This window comes from Salinicoccus carnicancri Crm, from assembly GCF_000330705.1.
GTDB lineage: Bacteria > Bacillota > Bacilli > Staphylococcales > Salinicoccaceae > Salinicoccus > Salinicoccus carnicancri.
In genome coordinates this window covers 375,178-393,687 of the sequence record NZ_ANAM01000006.1, presented here as the reverse complement: position 1 = coordinate 393,687, position 18,510 = coordinate 375,178, and the positions used below count along the sequence as shown (strand labels likewise).

The window sequence follows — 18,510 nt, the reverse complement described above, 5'->3', positions numbered from 1 at the left end:
CGTGTTATCATAGTACCATATGTTTTTAGAATATTTAGTCATTGAAAGGAGCATCTTTATGATCAAGCCCAAAAAACTTTCCGCCGGGGATACTGTAGCCCTGGTCTCCCTGTCCAGCGGCCTGGCCGGCGAGGACGCCATCAGATGGCGTACGGAGCAGGGGATAAAAAGACTTGAAGAAGTTTTCGGCCTCAAAGTGAAAGTCATGCCCCATGCATTGAAAGGGGTGGATTATATATACGATCACCCGGAAAAACGTGCTGAAGATCTGAATGAGGCATTGAGGGATCCGGACATAAAGGCGATAATCTGTGCTATCGGCGGCAATGAGACCATACGCATCCAACCCTATGTCGATTTTGAAGCATTGAAAGGCAACCCTAAGATCTTTACAGGTTATTCCGACACGACTGCGAACCATTTCATGTTCTACAATAACGGTATTTCTACAAGCTACGGTCCTGCGCTGCTCACGGATTTTGCAGAGAATATAGAGATGGATGACTACACCGTAGCCTCCATAAGAAAGACATGGTTCAAAACCGATGTCATCGGAGAGATAAAACCGTCTGAATCAGTCCGCAGATTCGGTCTGAAATGGGATGAAAAAAACAGGGATATCGAACGGAAGTCCTTCACCAACCCCGGCTACGAAAGTATCAACGGAAAAGGTGTTGCCCGTGGCCATCTGATCGGCGGCTGCTTTGAACTGATCGGCAGCATGCGCGGCACCGACCTTTTCCCTGATGCTTCAGCTTTTGATAATGCAATATTGTTTCTGGAAACATCAGAAGTCCATATCACACCGGATTTCTTCGAGGATTATTTAAGGGCGTTGTCAATGATGGGCATATTTGACAGACTAAATGGCATAATTGTCGGCAGACCCCAGGACGGTGTCCATTATGAAGACTATAAAGAGGTCTGGAGACAGGTACTGAAGGAAGCCCGCCGTGAAGACCTGCCGGTACTCTACAATATGAACTTTGGACACAATGAACCGAAGTTCATATTGCCATATGGTCTTCAGTCAGAAATCGACACCGAAAATCTGACATTCAGAATATTGGAGAATGCAGTGATCGACTAATCATCGCTGGAGGTGAAATATGATTGAATTCATGGAAATCACAGAAGAGAATTTTTCAGATGTCATAAACCTGGAAATTGACGGGTATCAGCAGAGGAATAAATTCGTTGCACCTAACGTCAGATCACTGGCGGAATGCTATCTCTATAGACATGAAAACGATGTCTTCCCCTACGCAGTTGTGACAGATGGAAAAGTCATTGGTTTCATACTCATTGATATAGATGAAACAGAAAGGGAGTTCATGATATGGAGAATGATGATAGATAAGGATTATCAACAGAGGGGGCTCGGCAGACAAACTGTCCAAAAAGCAATACAGATGGCATCAGACAGTGGAAAATACGATACTGTTATCGCTGATTACGTTTATGGAAATGACGGGATGGGACGACTGCTGCGCGATCTCGGCTTCAAAGATGACTCATTTAACGAAGAATTCAACGAATATGTTCTTCACTATGACCTGACAGAAATCGAATAATATCGTGAATGACTGTTTGAATCTTACGGATATAAAATCCAGTGCCATTAATCATCGATTTTTGTACTGGATTTTAATTTTGCCTCTCTTTTCAAACCGCTTGGCTCTCTATATCAACCGCTTGGTGAAACCGTCTTTCATTACTCCTCTCTGTTTGCTTTAATTGATCATAAGGAGGTGCCTTTATGAAAATCAAACTTGATATCGATCCGACAATAACTGAAGATACCATTTCTATCAAGTCAGCGGAAATGACTGATGATATTGAAAAAATAATACGGTGCATCGAAGCGGTTAATACCGCTGATATTCTGAACGGCAGGAAGGATGAAACAATCTATCGCATCAGTCTGAAAGATGTCCATCGCTTTTTCATCGAAGATAAGGTGATGAGGATGCAGACTTCCAAACATACTTTCTCGATTGATAAGCGTCTGTATGAGGTTGAAGAACTTACCGGGGTGGATTTCATCAAAATATCAAAATCCGAAATCGTGAACATCCACTTCCTGGACCATTTGTCCATGACTCCTTCCGGACAGATCAAAATCTACATGACAAATGGTGAATTCACTTATTCATCGAGGCGGTACTTAAAAACCATAAAGGAGAGATTAAGCTTATGAAGAGATTGTACGAAGGGTTTAAAACGGGCATATTCATCGGCATCATCATTTCATTGATCTTTTCGTTTATCGTTTCTGAGGGCACGTATTATCCCATGAATCCCCACTCCCTGATGGGAGAGATCTATGCGCAAAACCTGGACGACCTGCAAATCTTCATAGTGGTTCTCGCTATCTGGGGAATGATTGGGATATTATTCTCATTTGGAGATATGATCTTCTCGCACACTGATATGAGTGTCACGATGTCTACGGTCACACATTTTTCACTCATGCTGCTGGTGTTCTTCCCGCTGGCCATACTCGCCGGGTGGTTCCCTTTCACTGCCGAAGGGCTGGTGACTTTCATCACCCTGTTCGTGATCATCTATACTGTCATCTGGCTGATTGCGAGAACCAGGCACAAAACTCTCGTCGATGATATTAATGAAAAACTTAACAAAGGAAAGGAGAAGTGATGATATGGGAGTATATAAGGGGCGACATACAGCAGACCAGAACGAGGAAGTTACCGTCTTCCTCATTGGTATGAACATCAATAACTGGCTGGCTGTTCACAAATGGCTGCCGGTTGTCCTTGCCATGCCGCCGATGATTGCCGAACTTGAACGCAACAAAGACCTCGGGTATCTTTCAGGGGAGTTGTTTTTCGGACTCGGCAGGACACTTGCATTGCAATATTGGAAAAGCACGGATGATCTGTTTGATTACGCCAGAATGCAGAATCATCTGAAGGCCTGGCGCAAGTTCAACAAAAGGGTCAGGGGTAATTCAGCTGTGGGGTTCTATCATGAGACATATAGAATTCCTGCCAACAGTTCTGAAATGATCTATGTCAATATGCCTGCCTTTGGTCTGGGGAAGGCATTTGGCAATGAACCGGTCGCCAGGGGAACTGAAAGTGCGAGGGAGAGGCTAAGCAGAAAAACAAGAACCTCTGATGGCAAAGAATAGTATGTAACAGAGGGTTTGGCAGCAATCATATTTCTGCCAAACCCTTTTATTTCTACCGCGGCAAAGCCCCGTGTTCTAAAACATCTGTCAGGAAATCCAGATTGGGATACTCTCCGTCGGACAATTGCTGCTTTACTTTCCCGACATCATAGGGTACACGGTGTATGGCTGTACTGAACCGGTCGTCTTCCCCTTCAACAATCAGATAAGACGCCTCACTGCGCCCATCAAACGGCAGGCCAACACTGCCCAGGTTTGCCACACATTTCTCTTTGACATGTCTGATATACGGCAGGTGTATATGGCCGTACAGATAGATGTCCGCTTCATTGTTCTGCATCAGTCTGTCATTCAGTGTCTCCTCTGATTCTGTCGGCTTCACAACATCAAACAGACTCTCCGGTGTGGCATGGAAGCAGTGGATCTTAATATCGTCCGTCAATGCGACTGTCATTTCTTCTGGAAGTTTACGGAGATAGTCCAGGTCTTCATCAGCCAGATGTTTTACTGTCCATTCCCGTTCCCCCCTCATCGTTGTGAGTGCCTGGTCGGGCACTTCTCCTTCATTTATGCCCCGGTGAACCCATTCGTCGGCATTTCCTTTGATGACATCGGTATCGAGGCTTCTGATAAGTTCGATTGATTTTTTGGGTTCCGGACCACGATAGGCAATATCTCCCATAACGACGATCCTGTCCACCTGATTTTTATCAATGTCAGCGAGCACAGCCTCCAGCGCTGTTGCGTTGCCGTGGATATCAGATATGAATGCTATTTTCACTTCACTCCACCACCTTCAATATTATTTATATAGTTATATATAGTATCAAAACGACAGTTTTAAACATAAAAACGGGATAAGGGCATATGAACTGCCCCCATCCCGTATTGTTTTAATCTTCTGTATCGAGTTCAATATGCAGTTCTTTCAGTTGTGCTTTTGCCACTTCTGACGGTGCGCTCATCATGAGGTCCGCCGCACTTGCCGTTTTAGGGAAGGCAATGACGTCACGGATGTTGTCCGTCCCTGCAAGGAGCATGACAAGGCGGTCCAGTCCGTAGGCGATTCCGCCGTGCGGCGGTGCGCCGTACTTGAATGCCTCGATGAGGAAACCGAACTGTTCGTCGCGCTCTTCATCCGTGAAGCCCAGTGCCCTGAACATCTTCTGCTGCATTTGTGCATCATGGATACGGATGGATCCGCCGCCAAGCTCGTAACCGTTCAACACTATGTCATATGCGTTGGCCTTCACTTTTTCAGGTTCTGTTTCAAGCAGTTCGACATCCTCCGCCTTTGGGGATGTGAATGGATGGTGGGCGGCAAAGTATCTGCCCGCCTCTTCATCGTACTCGAACAGAGGCCAGTCCGTAACCCACAGGAAGTTATACTGATCCGCTTCGATAAGGTCCAGATCTTTTGCCAGCTTATTCCGGAGGTTGCCGAGTGAAGCGTGTACGACTTTTGCACTGTCCGCAACGAACAGGGTAAGATCCCCATCCTCCAGACCCAATGTTTCTGAAAGTTCCTTCTGGTTGTCTTCGTTGAAGAACTTGGCAATCGGACCGTTCAGTGCACCGTCCTTCACTTTCAGCCATGCAAGACCTTTGGCACCGTATGTCTTCACATAAGCTTCAAGCTTATCAATGTCTTTCCTTGAGAAACTGTCGGCTTCTCCTTTGACGACGATAGCCTTGACCATGCCACCGTTCTCCACTGTGGAACGGAATACTTTGAAGTCCACAGTCCTGCTGAATTCGCTCAGGTCATTGAGCTTGAGACCGAAGCGCGTATCCGGCTTGTCTATACCATACTCAGCCATCGCCTGTTCATAGGTCATGCGAGGTATCGGCAGCGCGATATCCACTCCTTTTACCGTTTTCATCACATGCCGGATAAGTCTCTCGTTGAGTTCCATGATCTGTTCCTGGTCCATGAATGACATCTCGATATCGATCTGTGTGAATTCCGGCTGTCTGTCCGCACGCAGGTCCTCGTCACGGAAACACTTGACAATCTGATAGTATTTTTCCATGCCGGAGAGCATCAGCAGCTGCTTGTAAATCTGCGGTGACTGGGGCAGTGCGTAGAACTCGCCTTCATGTACCCGGGATGGTACTAGATAATCACGTGCACCCTCCGGTGTGGATTTTGACAGCACAGGCGTTTCGATGTCGACAAACTCCTCGTTGTCGAGGAAATTCCTTACGCTTCTGTTGATCTGATGGCGCAGCCTCAAAGTATTCTGCAGCTTATTGCGTCTTAAATCAAAATAGCGGTACTTGAGTCTGACATCCTCACCGATCGAGTCGTCCAGGATCTGGAACGGTGGTGTCTCCGCTTTCGAGAGTACCGTCACTTCATCTGCAAGGATTTCGATCTTCCCGGTTGCAATGTTTTCGTTAACCTGGGAAGGATCGCGCTTAAGTACTTCGCCGGAAACTTCGATGACATATTCAGAACGGATCCTCTCTGCCGTTTCCAGTGCCTCTTTGGAAATTTCCGGATTGAATACTACCTGTATGACACCTTTACGGTCACGCAGGTCGATGAATATCAGTCCGCCGAGATCACGCCGTTTCTGTACCCATCCTTTTAATGTTACTTTTTCACCGGTCTGTGATTCTGTCACTTCAATTGTATGATGTCTCATGATTATTTCTCCTCCAGTAGCGTGTGCAGCTCATCCAGATGAACTGTCTTGGATTCTCCCGAGCCCATATGTTTCAGTTCGACATTCCCTGTGGACAGTTCTTCCTCGCCGAGCACGATTGTGTAGGCGGCCCCTTTCCTGTCTGCATCCTTCATCTGTGCCTTCAGCTTGCGCCTCTTGTAGTCAATATCACAGCTGATGCCCTTCGTACGCAGTGTGTGCACGATGTGGCTTGCTTTTACCGCCGCTTTTTCATCCAGGGCACAGATGTAGAGGTCTATGCCTTCAGGCTCCGGAATTTCTATGCCCTCAGCCTCGAGGGCCAGAAGCAGACGTTCGATGCTGAGTGCAAAACCAATGCCCGTTTCGTGCGGTCCGTCAAGCATTTCAAGCAGCCCGTTATAGCGTCCGCCGCCGCACAGTGTGGTAATCGCACCGAAACCTTCTGCATCACTCATCACTTCGAATGCAGTATGCGTATAGTAATCGAGTCCACGGACCAGGTTATAGTCAACCTCATAGCCGATGCCGATCGCATCCAGGTTCGACTTCACTTCCTCGAAATATGCTTTCGACCCTTCGTTAAGGTAGTCGTACATCCTCGGCGCCGTCTTGATCAGTGCATGATCCCGGTCCTTTTTGCAGTCGAGTATGCGCATCGGGTTTGTATCGATCCTTACCTGGCAATCTGCACAGAACTCTGTTATGGACGGCCTGAAGTGATCCACAAGCGCTTCGTTATACGCTGCACGGCTGTCCTGGTCTCCGATTGAATTGATGTACAATTTCAGATCTTTGAGCCCGAATGACTGATAGATGTGCATCAGCATGCTGATGACTTCCACATCTATCAGCGGATCCTCGACACCAATCGCTTCAATGCCGAACTGGACGAACTGGCGGTAGCGGCCTTTCTGCTTGCGCTCATACCTGAACATCGGATCCATATAATACACCTTCGTCGGCTGTACGACATCATGCTGCATCTTATTCTCGATGTAGCTCCTCACAACCGGCGCCGTCCCTTCCGGCTTGAGGGTCAGGCTGCGATCTCCTTTGTCCCTGAATGTGTACATCTCTTTGTTGACGATATCCGTCGAACCGCCGACACCCCTGACAAAAAGTTCAGTGGATTCGAAAGTCGGTGTCCTTATCTCTTTGTAATTATAATTTTTAGCGACTTCATGCAGCTTCTCTTCTATGAACTGCCATTTATAACTGTCTTTGGGTAATATATCCTGTGTACCTCTTGGAATCTGGATCATATGGCTCACTCCTCATCTAAAATATAAAAAGCCCCTTATATCCGCTGACGGATATAAGGGACGATCATCTCGCGTTGCCACCCTGATTCGGCTTGAATAAGCCCTCTTACATTTTAACGATTGCCACCGCCTGCATGTTTGCAGGATTCTGCCGGAGTGTCGGTATACGGCCGTCTGACGAATCTGCTTCCAGCCTGGGCAGATCTCTCTGTACAATCGTGCGGCCACCTCTCCGGGTGATTGAATTCACTCATTCGATTAAGTTATATGATATTGATTTATGGCAATGAAGTCAAGGATTCAATTCAAATAATTGTCTATGCCCTCGATAATCGCTTCCGCCATCCGGTCCTGGTAGGAGGGGTCCGTGATTGTATGATCGTCGAAACGGTTGCTCAAATAACCGAGTTCGATAAGCGCAGCGGGATACTCCAGCTGCCATATCACCTGGTAACCATATTCACGGTTCCCCCTGTTATGGAAATACGAATACTCATCAAGTGATGCATTCAATGATTCGGCAAATTCTTTCTGATTCGGATAGGCATAATATGTCGTGAACCCCGTGATTGCCGGATCGTCCATGGCATCACTGTGCAGACTGATGAAGAGATCCCCTTCCTGCTTACGTCCGTCAAGTGACACAAACTCCCCTTCCTCACGGGTAAGTATCACCTCGGCACCGCTTTCCTCCAGCCTCTCGCGCAGTTTGTCAGCGATATTGTAGACAATCTGGGCTTCGTTGATGTTGGATGCGCTGGTTGCACCGGGATCCTTCCCCCCGTGTCCGGGATCAAGCACGATCGTCTGTCCGCTTAGATCATAGGATTTTGTTTCAAATTCCATTTCCACCGGCGTGTAATCCTCTTCTATGAATTTACTGTAGATGAAGACGGCAGCACCGATGACTACGCCTGCCAGAATCAGAAAGAAACCCGGGGGCAGATAAACGTGTTTCTTATACCTCAGGAAATTGAGGATTCCCCGGCAAGCTCTGCCGAACAGCTGCTTAAACCTTTCCATCACTTGACTTTTCCGCCTTCAGATTCGTAGAGGATCGTGATCGGACCGTCATTGTTGATGTTGACATTCATCATTTCACCAAAGAAGCCTGTCTTGACTGTGAGATCATATGATTGAAGGGTCTCATTGAATAATTTATACAGCTTGTCCGCATGTTCCCTGCCGGCGGCTCTCGTAAAGCTTGGCCGGTTGCCTTTTCTGGTATCGGCATAAAGCGTAAATTGGGAGATGCTCAGTATTTCACCGCCGACATCCTTGATGGACAGGTTGATCTTGCCCTCACTGTCCTCGAAGTTCCTGCTGGCGGCAATCTTCTCGGCCAATTTGATGGCGTCCGCTTCTGTATCTTCATTCGAAACACCAACCAGAAGACAGTAGCCTTTGCCGATCTCATTGAAGAATTCATTGCTGATTACTGTTGAACTGGAAACTCTCTGCAGTACCACTCTCATTTTTTCACCTCATTTGAAAACGCGTTCTACGCTGTATATATCAGGCAGCTGCTTTATCTTATCCACAATCCTGTACAGGTCGGCGACGTTCTGAACCATGACCGACAGGCTGATCTTTGCATGCTTGTCGACGTCTGCCCTGCCGTTCACCCGCGTAATTGGGAACTTCGTGCTGGCGATGACATTCAGCACCTCGTTGACCAGTCCCTGCCTGTCATAGCCGGTGATTTCAAGATCTGCCTGGTATTTGCGGTCCCGGTCCTTATTACGCACCCATTCAACGTCGATGATCCGTTCTGTTTCATTTTTGATGTTCGGACAGGTTGAGACATGGACCTTCACACCATGCCCTTTTGTAATATAACCGGTGATATCATCACCAGGAATCGGATTGCAGCATTTCGACAGGTTGATCAGCATATTGTCCATGCCTTCAACATAGACCCCCGACTCTGTCGATACCTCCTTGTAGTGGTGCGTCCGGTCGATCTCCTCGACCTGGTTGGATTTATCCTCAGTGACTTTGAACTTCTCCATGAGCCGGTTTGTCACCTGTTGCGCCGTTACACCGCCGAAACCGACCATTGCAAAGAGATCGTCTTCACTCGACAGATTGTAGCGGTCGAGAACAGGTTCTATATACTGGTTCTTCAGAATATCATCCGGTTTGTATTCCCTGTTCTTGATCTCGTGTTCCACGGCAAACCGGCCCTTTTCGATATTGCTCACCCGGTCCTGCTTTTTGAAGAAGGCCCTGATCTTGTTTTTGGCACTTGAGGATTTGACAAGCTTCAGCCAGTCCATGCTCGGTCCGTAGGACTGCTTGCTCGTGCGTATTTCAATAATTTCACCTGTGGACAGTTCATAGTCGATCGGCACTATCTTGCCGTTGACTTTCGCACCGATCATCTTGTTGCCCACTTCCGTGTGCACCTGGTAGGCAAAGTCGATCGGCACTGCGCCCTGCGGCAGCTCGACGACGTCGCCGTTCGGTGTGAAGACGTATACTTTGTCGCTCAGAAGATCCGTCTTCAGGGCCTCCATGAATTCTTCGGCATCCGGTGAGGATGTCTCCTGGTCGACAAGGTCCTTGAACCAGTGGATCCGGTTGGCCAGGGATGGTGCCTCCTTGAGTTCCCGGCCTTCCTTGTAGGCCCAGTGGGCGGCCACCCCATTCTCGGCAATTTCATGCATATCGTAGGTTCGAATCTGGATTTCAAGCGGATCGCCGTTCGGACCGACCACTGTCGTATGGAGAGACTGGTACATGTTCGGCTTCGGCATGGCGATATAATCCTTGAAGCGCCCCGGCATCGGCTTCCATATCGTATGAATGACACCGAGTATCGCGTAACAGTCCCTGATGCTCGATACCAGCACCCGGATGGCGAGCAGGTCGAATATCTGGTCGAATTGCTTATGCTGTTTTTTCATCTTCTTGTAGATGCTGTATATATGCTTCGGCCTTCCGGACAGCTGCCCCTCGAGCCCCGTCTTTCCCATTTCGGTTTCAATACGGTCTATTGCGCTGTTGATGACGCTCTCCCGTTCGCTCCGCTTCTTCTTCATCATGCTGACGATCTTGAAATACTGCTGCGGCTCGATGTATCTGAGCGCAGTATCCTCAAGTTCCCACTTGATGCTTGAAATACCGAGGCGGTGCGCAAGCGGTGCATATATTTCGAGTGTCTCCCGGGATGTCCTGACCTGCTTGGCTTCAGGCATCGCCTTCAATGTACGCATGTTATGCAGCCTGTCGGCAAGTTTAACGAGTATTACCCGGATATCCTTTGCAATCGCCACGAACAGTTTACGGTGATTTTCCGCCTGCTCCTCCTGCTTGGACCGGTATTTGACTTTTTCAAGCTTCGTTACACCGTCGACAATCACTGCCACTTCCTTATTGAACATCTCCTCGAGATCCCCGAATGTATACGGTGTGTCTTCAACGACGTCATGCAGGAAGCCTGCGATGATTGTAGGCCCGTCCAGTTTTAGTTCCGCCAGTATGCCGGCCACCTGCACGGGATGGAGGATGTACGGAAGGCCATTTTTGCGGTATTGCCCCTCATGTGCTTCACGGGCCAGTTCATATGCTTTTTTCACCATCACGATGTCCTGCTCCTCCATGTAGCCTGCACACATGGAGATGACATCATCTTTGGTGTATGGGTATTCCTTATTCATGACCTCACCGTCCTCTCCAGAAAGAAATAGTTAGAATCATCATACTATAAAACAGGATTCAAATAAATGAATGACCAAAAAAAGCCTGCTTACACAGACTTTTGATGCTACTCGTCATAAGTTAATAAAGAAATTGTATCATATCCTTCAAGACGTTTCCTGCCTTCCAGATATCTGAGCTCTATCAGGAATGCAATTCCTGCCACCTCACCGCCGAGTGATTCGATCAGCTTGATGGTGGCTTCGATCGTCCCGCCTGTGGCAAGGAGATCATCTGTAATCAGTACTCTCTGGCCGGGTTTGATCGCGTCGCTGTGCATCGTCAGTACATTCGAACCATATTCCAGGTCATATTCGTAGCGGATCACTTCACGCGGCAGCTTGCCCTCTTTCCTGACCGGAGCAAAGCCGATTCCCATGCTGTAGGCAACCGGGCAGCCGATGATGAACCCCCTCGCTTCAGGGCCGACGACGATGTCGACTTCCTTCTCCCTGGCATATTCCACAATCTGATCCGTTGCATAGCCGTATGCTTCACCGTTGTCCATGATTGTCGTGATATCCTTGAAGCTCACGCCCTTTTTGGGCCAGTCCGGAACTTCTGATACATACTTTTTCAAATCCATTGTAACACCCACTCAATTCGATATTAATGCTCTGACATACTGTTTAAGTTCATTCGTCGAAGACATCTTCAGACGCGTCTCAGCTTCCATACGGCTGTTCAGCAGTCTGAAATGTGCCGATTCATTGATGTTCCAATCGAGATCGGCATTTCCCTTATATACTATACCATTTTTCAGCTCGATTATCCTCAAATCTTCCATGATATCTGTCATCATTTTGAGAAAAGTCATCGTTACGCCCAATTTTTTGGACAGGGGCGGGGCGTGTCTGGCAAGGTCGATTGAACCGTCTTCAGCGCCCTGGATGACTTCATGAAGATTTTCTATATCTTTCCTTCCGGGTATCCCGCTGAAGAAGAGCTCTCTGTTGCTGTGGAAAATCAGGATCATCTTGGAAACATGTATGTCATCCAGTGAGTATGTCAGGTTGTCCAGACTGTCGGGCAGATCGCGGAGCACCACACTGCCGGTGACAAACGGCAGCCGCTCGCCGTAGTGGTAATAGTTCGGTCCTTTCTTCTCCCTGCCTTCACCGATCAGGAAGCAGTCATCCTGTGTTATCATATCAAAATTCTGATCTGTCCTGCTCCTCATGTCCATGAGCTGTACCGTGTCGACAGCTGCGTCCATCAGCACCATCTGGAGCGTGCGTTTCTGATTGAATTCATTGATGTTCACTGTACCGATTAGACTGATTGTATCCCCGTCCCCCACTTCACGCGCGAGATGGCCAAAATTGAATCCGATGACATCAAGTTCAATTTCAGGGATGGTGATTTTGATGTGTGCCTTGTCCTTGCCGACCTGCCGGATCATGCCGACCTTCGCATTATTGACCATGAAAACCGGGGATTTGAAAGCCTGACCGAAAGGCTTCAGCCGTTCAAAGCGTTCGAATTCCTTCATTGTCAGATTGCCCGGTTTCAACTGATAGTCGATGTGTCTGACCGGACGGAGATCGAGACCGAGTGATTCAAAATAGGTTTCCATTTCCTCTTTGAAAAGCTCCATCGCACCGGTCGCCACTTCGATGCCGAGTGCCTGGGAGTGTCCGCCGTAGCTTGAATGGTGCCGGGAGTGCTCCTTCAGAACACCATGGAGATCGACACCTTCTATCGAGCGGGCGGAACCCCGGAAGATGCCACCGTCCTGTGTGAACACGATGGCAGGCTTGCCGAACTGATCGACGAGCCGTGACGCGACGATGCCGATGACGCCGGGGTGCCATCCGTCCCGGTAGACGATGTTGATCTGCTCCGTGCCATCCACCATCCCTGCCGCTTCTGCATAGATCTCCTCCACTATCTGCCTGCGTTCCTGGTTCATCCGCTCCACCGCCATGGACAGTTCATAGGCCGTATCCGGGTCCTGCTCCATCAGCAGTTCAACACCCAGAGATGCTTCACCAAGCCTGCCTGTGGCATTCAGGCGTGGTGCAAGCGTGAATCCGACTGTATCTTCATCGACAAACCCGTCATGTCCGGCGGCACGGAGCAGTGATTTCACACCGAGCGGCGGCCTGTCATTCAGTATGCCGAGCCCGCCTGTGACAAGTTTTTTATTCTCGTCGATCATCGGCACGAGGTCGGCCACCGTGCCGATGGCAACAAGCGCAAGATCTTCCGGTGTGTCAAGGCCGAGCGCCTGGACAAGCTTATAGGTGATACCGACACCCGCAAGGTCCCTGCACGGATACGTGCCATCCGGATGATCCGGGTGGATGATGGTCACATCAGGAATGTTCTCGCCGAAGGAATGGTGGTCGACAACGATCACATCCACCCCCTGCTCCAAGAGAAATGCAATTTCCTTATCGCCGGAAATTCCATTATCGACAGTGATGACAAGATCGAACTGCCCGACGACAACTTCTTCGAAAATTGCGCGGTTCGGTCCGTATCCATCTGTGATGCGGTCCGGGATGATGTATTCGACGTTCTCTGTCCTGCGGCGGAGCGCATTCAGCAACAGCACGGTACTCGTTATGCCGTCGGCATCGAAATCGCCATAGATCAAGATGCTTTCGTCATCTGTGATTGCTTTCTCCACACGCACTTTGGCCTCATCCATCCTCCATACAAGCGAAGGGGCGTAGGTTTGCGGGTGGAAGATTCTGTTCAGCTCTTCAACACTTGTATAGCCCCTGTTTTCCAAAACCGTCTGTTCCAGGCTGTTCAACTTGAAATCCTGGACGGCGGATGCTTCCATATCCGCCGTCTTTTTGCGGACTTTCCATTCATATTTTGACTGATACATGACTTTACCACCTTATGAAAACGCCCGGGTTTCCCCGGGCGCAGTATTTATACTAGTATTTTTTCCTCTTCTTTCTTCTTCTCTTCATATACCACAATCCTGCCGTCATTCTTACGTAGCTGGCGCTTTTTCAAAATGCCCCACAACTGGATCGCTATGAACATTGAGGAATAAACGCCACTGATGAGGCCGACAAGCAGAGCAATGGAGAAATTCAGTATCGCTGTGCTGCCGAACAATACCAGGAACACGACGACGATTATGACCGTGAGCACCGTATTTATGGATCTGGTCAATGTCTGTCTCATCGAACGGTTGATGATCATGTCGACCTCATCTTCCGACTCAAAGACTTTGACTTTGCGCAGATTCTCCCGGATGCGGTCGAATGTAACGATTGTATCATTGATCGAATACCCGACGATAGTCAGCACTGCAGCGATGAATGTGATATCCACCTCAAGGCGGAATATCGAGAACACCGCAATCATGATGAAAGCATCATGCAACAGTGCCATTACGGCCGGCAGGCCCATACGCCATTCGAACCGGATAGAAGCGTAGAGGATGACACCGACTGCAGCAAGAGCCAGGGCAAACATCGCATTCTGTGCGAGCTCCTGGCCGATCACCGGACTCACGGTGCTGATCATCGGATCCGCGCCGAAAAGTTCAGAGAACCTTTCCTGCATGCCTGTCACCTGATCCTGCGACAGGTCGGTGTTATACCTTGCGGTAAAGCTGTCATCACCGGAAGTCGTTATGCTGGTCGGCGGAATGTCCATATCTTCAAGTTCCTGTTCCACCTGCTCCACTGTGGCGGAACCGTCTGTTGTGATATCCGCCCGTGTACCGCTTGTAAAGTCGATACCTAGATTCAATCTGAAGATGGCCAGTACAAAGGCACCGGCAATGATCATTGCAATACTTGCAGCAAAGAATTTCCGATAGTGTTTTATGAAATCGAAGCGGTCCCACGGCGTGGACAGGTCTTCGATCTCCTTGCCTTCGTTAATGTCATGCCGAGTTCTGTCCCTGATGCCGAACCAGCTGAGTTTTTTGTTGAAGTACCCTGATTTCACAATCAGTGAAATCAGGACCCTTGTCAGGAAGACCGCTGTGACGAAGCTCATAAGTATGGACAGAAGCAACATCGTCGCAAAGCCTTTGACACTGCTCGTGCCGAAGATGAACAGTGCCACCCCGGCGATCAGCGTCGTCAGATTGGCATCTACGATGGTCCATAGCGACTGGGCGCTTGCCTTCTTATAGGCCGCCTTGAGATTGCGTCCGATGCGCAGTTCGTCCTTGATCCTCTCATACATGATGATGTTCGCATCGACCGCCATGCCGACACCGAGGATCAGTGCCGCAATACCCGGCAGTGTAAGGACACCGCTGATTGTATTGAACCCGAGTATCGTCAGATATACGTAGACAGCGAGAGTTACAGCCGCCACCAGGCCGGGCAGGCGGTAGAAGGCGATCATGAAGATGAGTACAAGCGCCACGCCGATCAGTCCGGCCGTCACTGTTTCATCCAGTGCCTGTTCACCGAACTGGGCACCGACAGAGTTGGAATATATTTCTTCCAGTTCCACCGGTAGCGAGCCGGCATTCAGGAGGGCGGAGATGTTCTGCGCCCGCTCCAGACCCTCCTCACCGGAAAATCCACCCGAGATCATGACTTCCGATGAATTGATCGGTCCGGACACACTCGGGGCAGAGACGAACTCAGGATTTTCCTTCTGAACCTCTTCGGCAAAACTGTCCTCGCCTTCCTCAAAATCCATCCAGATGACCATCAGGTTTTCACCCTGCGGCTTTTGCGAAATGTCTTCGGTTATCTGCCGGAACTGATCCGGGTCTTTAAGTTCAAGTGAAACCATCGGATTGCCGGTTTCATCAAAGTTCTGGCTCGCCCCGCCCTGCACCAGGTCTGCACCTGACAGCAGCACGTTGTCATCGACATCACGGATGGTGAGTTCAGCCTGGGTACTCAGCATTTCCCGTGCTTCCTGCTGATCATCGACACCTGCGAGCTGTACGCGTATCCGCTTGTCACCCTCTACGGAGATATTGGGTTCAGAGACACCCAGCACGTTCACCCTGGATTCAAGTGTGCTGGCAGTACTCTTGACTGCTGTTTCATCGATCTCATCCCCTTCATTAAGGGGGTTCACCTCATAGAGGACTTCGAAGCCGCCCTGCAGGTCGAGTCCCAGATTCACATCTTTCACGACGTCCTTCAAAGTAAGGCCGATTACTGCAAAAAGGATGACGACAATCATGAGTGACGCTATTATTCTGCTAAATTTTGTTTTCAATGTTACACCCCTGTTCCTACGATTCACCAACGCGTCAATTATACCTATTGTACACTTAAAGTGAAACCAAAAAAAGCTGACAATATTCTGTCAGCTCCCGGCATCTATTTTACAATTTCCTTGAGCGCCACACGGTCAAATTTGAGCACTGCACCGCCTGCGTCTTCTGTCCGGACATACATATGCTTCTGGTCGAATGATTCAACTTCGCCGTGCATACCTCCGATTGTAATGATCTTGTCACCTTTTTGCAGATTGTTCTGCATGTTCTGTACTTCTTTCTGTTTCTTTTGTGCCGGACGGATCATCAGGAAATACATTACCAGGATGAGTACCAGGAACGGCAGGATGGCCATGAAAAATTCCATCTGCTAAATCTCTCCTCTTGACTAGAAATTTTTCGGATTTTCAACATTCAATCCATAAGATTCGAAAAACGCTTCTTTGAAATCCATAAGATTATCATTTAAAATCGCACTTCGAACATCTTCCATCAATTTTAACAGAAAATAAAGGTTATGGTAAGTAGTAAGCCTCAAACCGAGAATTTCGTCTGTTTTGAAAAGGTGGCGCAAATACGCTTTCGTGTAATTTTTGCAGGTGTAGCAGTCGCACTGCTCATCAAGCGGCGTAAAGTCACGTTCATACATTTTCTTCTTGACGACGACACGGCCTTTTGAAGTCATTGTCGTGCCATTTCTCGCAATGCGTGTCGGCAGTACACAGTCGAACATGTCAATGCCCCGTATCACACCTTCGATCAGTGCATCGGGAGAGCCGACACCCATCAGGTATCTCGGTTTGTCCTCAGGCAGATGTGGAATGGTCTCTTCAAGTACACGGTACATGATCGGTTTCGGTTCCCCGACAGACAGCCCGCCGATCGAGTAGCCCGGGAAGCCCATGGAAACCAGATCCTTCGCACTTTGTGCACGCAGGTCGCTGTACTCCCCGCCCTGTACGATCCCGAACAGGGCCTGGGATTTGTCCATGCCGTTTTTTATGTGATGATTGAGTCCGCGCTCCGCCCATCTGCTCGTACGCTCTATCGAATCTTTCACATATTTGTGCTCCGCCGGATGCGGCGGGCACTCATCAAACGACATCATGATGTCAGAACCGAGGTCATGCTGGGTGTCCATTGCCCTTTCAGGGCTCAGGAACAGTTTGGAGCCGTCCAGGTGGCTTCTGAAATGCACACCCGTCTCCTCGATCTGACGCCTGTCGCTCAGGCTGAATACCTGGAAGCCCCCGGAGTCCGTCAGAATCGGCCGGTCCCAGTTCATGAATTTATGAAGGCCGCCCGCCTCGGCGACAACGTCACTGCCCGGCCTCAGCCACAGATGATAGGTGTTGCTCAAGATGATCTGGCTGCCGATGTCAGCGAGTTCTTCCGGCGTCATCGTCTTGACCGTGGCCAGTGTGCCGACCGGCATGAAAATCGGGGTATCGATTGTGCCGTGCGGTGTATGAAGCCTGCCGAGCCGTGCCCCTGTCTGTCTGCATGTTTTTATATGTTCATATCTGATTGCCATCATCTATCCCCTTCATGAATAATCATCGCATCGCCGAAACTGAAGAACCTGTATTCCGCCTCCACCGCGTGGCGGTACGCATCCATTATCACATCACGGCCTGAGAAGGCGCTGACCAGCATCATCAGGGACGATTTCGGCAGATGGAAATTCGTAATCAACACATCGATTGCCCTGTAGTCGAAACCGGGATATATGAAAATATCCGTGAATCCGCTGGCAGCAGTGAACACGCCGTGATCCCGTATGATAGTCTCGAGTGTCCGTGTACTTGTCGTACCCACGCTGATTATCCTTTTGCCGCTGTCGCGGGTTTTATTGAGCAGATCAGCCGTCTCTTCATTCATAATGTAGAATTCGGAATGCATCTTGTGGTCTTCGATATCATCTGTACTGACAGGACGGAATGTACCAAGGCCGACGTGCAGTGTAATCGTGGCGATATTGATGCCCTTTGCTTCAATCTCCTCAAGAAGTGCTTCTGTAAAGTGCAGTCCGGCAGTCGGCGCTGCTGCAGACCCACTGTTTTTCGCATATACTGTCTGATATCTCTCCTTGTCATCAAGGGTCTCCTTGATGTAGGGGGGCAGCGGCATTTCACCAAGCGCATCAAGAACAGTTTCAAGCACACCATCATGGATCAGTTCGACATGCCGGATGCCTTCGTCGAAAACATCCGTACAGACCGCCTTGAGCAACCCTTCACCGAACACGATCACCGTGCCCGGTTTCACACGTTTTGCCGGCTTGATCAGTACTTCATAGCCATTCTCGATCGGCTTCAGCATAAGCATTTCTATCTTTGCACCGGTTTCCGCCTTCACTCCGTACAGTCTGGCTGGAAGCACCCTGGTATCATTCAGGACAAGTGTATCACCGGCCTCAAGATAGTCGGTGATATCGGTGAAATACCTGTCTTCTATGCTGCCGTCCGCTTTGTCCAAAGCCAGGAGCCTGCTGCCTGAACGGTCGGAGAGCGGCGTCTGTGCAATCAATGATTCCGGCAGGTCAAAATCAAATTCTTCGAGTTTCAA

At 49.1% G+C, this 18,510-nt stretch carries 17 protein-coding genes; 5 read left to right on the top strand and 12 right to left on the bottom strand.

From position 1 onward, the window contains the following. The first annotated feature begins 58 nt into the window (after nucleotides 1-58). The 5 genes from C792_RS0106935 to C792_RS0106915 all read left to right on the top strand — a co-directional run bounded on the left by C792_RS0106935 (nucleotide 59) and on the right by C792_RS0106915 (nucleotide 3,154). Nucleotides 59-1,090, top strand: a complete 1,032-nt coding sequence (locus C792_RS0106935) for a S66 family peptidase (protein ID WP_017548738.1) — start codon at nucleotides 59-61, stop codon at nucleotides 1,088-1,090. Nucleotides 1,091-1,109: 19 nt separating this feature from the next. Then, nucleotides 1,110-1,574 (top strand): GNAT family N-acetyltransferase, encoded by a 465-nt coding sequence (locus tag C792_RS0106930; RefSeq protein WP_017548737.1) that lies wholly within the window; start codon nucleotides 1,110-1,112, stop codon nucleotides 1,572-1,574. Between the two features lie 185 nt (nucleotides 1,575-1,759). Continuing rightward, nucleotides 1,760-2,200, top strand: coding sequence for a LytTR family DNA-binding domain-containing protein (locus tag C792_RS0106925; protein ID WP_017548736.1), 441 nt, complete (start codon nucleotides 1,760-1,762; stop codon nucleotides 2,198-2,200). Further along, nucleotides 2,197-2,658 carry a DUF3021 domain-containing protein gene (locus tag C792_RS0106920; protein ID WP_017548735.1) on the top strand — a complete coding sequence of 154 codons (462 nt, stop codon included), beginning with the start codon at nucleotides 2,197-2,199 and terminating at the stop codon, nucleotides 2,656-2,658. Before C792_RS0106925 ends, C792_RS0106920 begins: the two co-directional genes overlap by 4 nt. Nucleotides 2,659-2,662: 4 nt before the next feature. Next, nucleotides 2,663-3,154: a DUF4188 domain-containing protein gene (locus C792_RS0106915; RefSeq protein ID WP_017548734.1), complete on the top strand. Its 492-nt coding sequence runs from the start codon at nucleotides 2,663-2,665 to the stop codon at nucleotides 3,152-3,154. A 52-nt stretch (nucleotides 3,155-3,206) separates the two neighbouring features. Here the strand turns inward: C792_RS0106915 and C792_RS0106910 are convergent, their stop codons facing one another. The 12 genes from C792_RS0106910 to queA all read right to left on the bottom strand — a co-directional run bounded on the left by C792_RS0106910 (nucleotide 3,207) and on the right by queA (nucleotide 18,510). Beyond that, nucleotides 3,207-3,935 carry a metallophosphoesterase family protein gene (locus C792_RS0106910; RefSeq protein WP_017548733.1) on the bottom strand — a complete coding sequence of 243 codons (729 nt, stop codon included), beginning with the start codon at nucleotides 3,933-3,935 and terminating at the stop codon, nucleotides 3,207-3,209. 112 nt (nucleotides 3,936-4,047) lie between these two features. Further along, the gene (gene aspS / locus C792_RS0106905) at nucleotides 4,048-5,805 is read right to left on the bottom strand and encodes an aspartate--tRNA ligase (RefSeq protein WP_017548732.1); all 1,758 of its coding nucleotides are present in this window, start codon (nucleotides 5,803-5,805) and stop codon (nucleotides 4,048-4,050) included. 2 nt (nucleotides 5,806-5,807) lie between these two features. Continuing rightward, nucleotides 5,808-7,070 carry a histidine--tRNA ligase gene (gene hisS, locus C792_RS0106900; RefSeq protein WP_017548731.1) on the bottom strand — a complete coding sequence of 421 codons (1,263 nt, stop codon included), beginning with the start codon at nucleotides 7,068-7,070 and terminating at the stop codon, nucleotides 5,808-5,810. Nucleotides 7,071-7,370: 300 nt separating this feature from the next. Then, the gene (locus tag C792_RS0106895; RefSeq protein ID WP_017548730.1) at nucleotides 7,371-8,093 is read right to left on the bottom strand and encodes an N-acetylmuramoyl-L-alanine amidase family protein; all 723 of its coding nucleotides are present in this window, start codon (nucleotides 8,091-8,093) and stop codon (nucleotides 7,371-7,373) included. After that, entirely contained in the window at nucleotides 8,093-8,545 is a 453-nt protein-coding gene (gene dtd / locus C792_RS0106890; RefSeq protein WP_017548729.1) for a D-aminoacyl-tRNA deacylase, read from the bottom strand. The genes C792_RS0106895 and dtd overlap by 1 nt, the downstream gene beginning before the upstream one ends. Nucleotides 8,546-8,554: 9 nt before the next feature. Further along, nucleotides 8,555-10,732: a RelA/SpoT family protein gene (locus C792_RS0106885; protein WP_017548728.1), complete on the bottom strand. Its 2,178-nt coding sequence runs from the start codon at nucleotides 10,730-10,732 to the stop codon at nucleotides 8,555-8,557. A 107-nt stretch (nucleotides 10,733-10,839) separates the two neighbouring features. Continuing rightward, nucleotides 10,840-11,358: an adenine phosphoribosyltransferase gene (locus C792_RS0106880; RefSeq protein WP_017548727.1), complete on the bottom strand. Its 519-nt coding sequence runs from the start codon at nucleotides 11,356-11,358 to the stop codon at nucleotides 10,840-10,842. Nucleotides 11,359-11,370: 12 nt separating this feature from the next. Then, nucleotides 11,371-13,614: a single-stranded-DNA-specific exonuclease RecJ gene (gene recJ, locus C792_RS0106875; RefSeq protein ID WP_017548726.1), complete on the bottom strand. Its 2,244-nt coding sequence runs from the start codon at nucleotides 13,612-13,614 to the stop codon at nucleotides 11,371-11,373. A 47-nt stretch (nucleotides 13,615-13,661) separates the two neighbouring features. Then, complete coding sequence (gene secDF, locus C792_RS0106870) at nucleotides 13,662-15,941, bottom strand: protein translocase subunit SecDF (RefSeq protein ID WP_017548725.1); 2,280 nt, start codon at nucleotides 15,939-15,941, stop codon at nucleotides 13,662-13,664. 104 nt (nucleotides 15,942-16,045) lie between these two features. Further along, on the bottom strand, nucleotides 16,046-16,309 hold the full coding sequence (gene yajC, locus C792_RS0106865) for a preprotein translocase subunit YajC (protein WP_017548724.1): 264 nt from the start codon (nucleotides 16,307-16,309) through the stop codon (nucleotides 16,046-16,048). 21 nt (nucleotides 16,310-16,330) lie between these two features. Continuing rightward, on the bottom strand, nucleotides 16,331-17,479 hold the full coding sequence (tgt, locus tag C792_RS0106860; protein ID WP_026090270.1) for a tRNA guanosine(34) transglycosylase Tgt: 1,149 nt from the start codon (nucleotides 17,477-17,479) through the stop codon (nucleotides 16,331-16,333). After that, nucleotides 17,476-18,510 carry a tRNA preQ1(34) S-adenosylmethionine ribosyltransferase-isomerase QueA gene (gene queA, locus C792_RS0106855; protein ID WP_017548722.1) on the bottom strand — a complete coding sequence of 345 codons (1,035 nt, stop codon included), beginning with the start codon at nucleotides 18,508-18,510 and terminating at the stop codon, nucleotides 17,476-17,478. Before queA ends, tgt begins: the two co-directional genes overlap by 4 nt.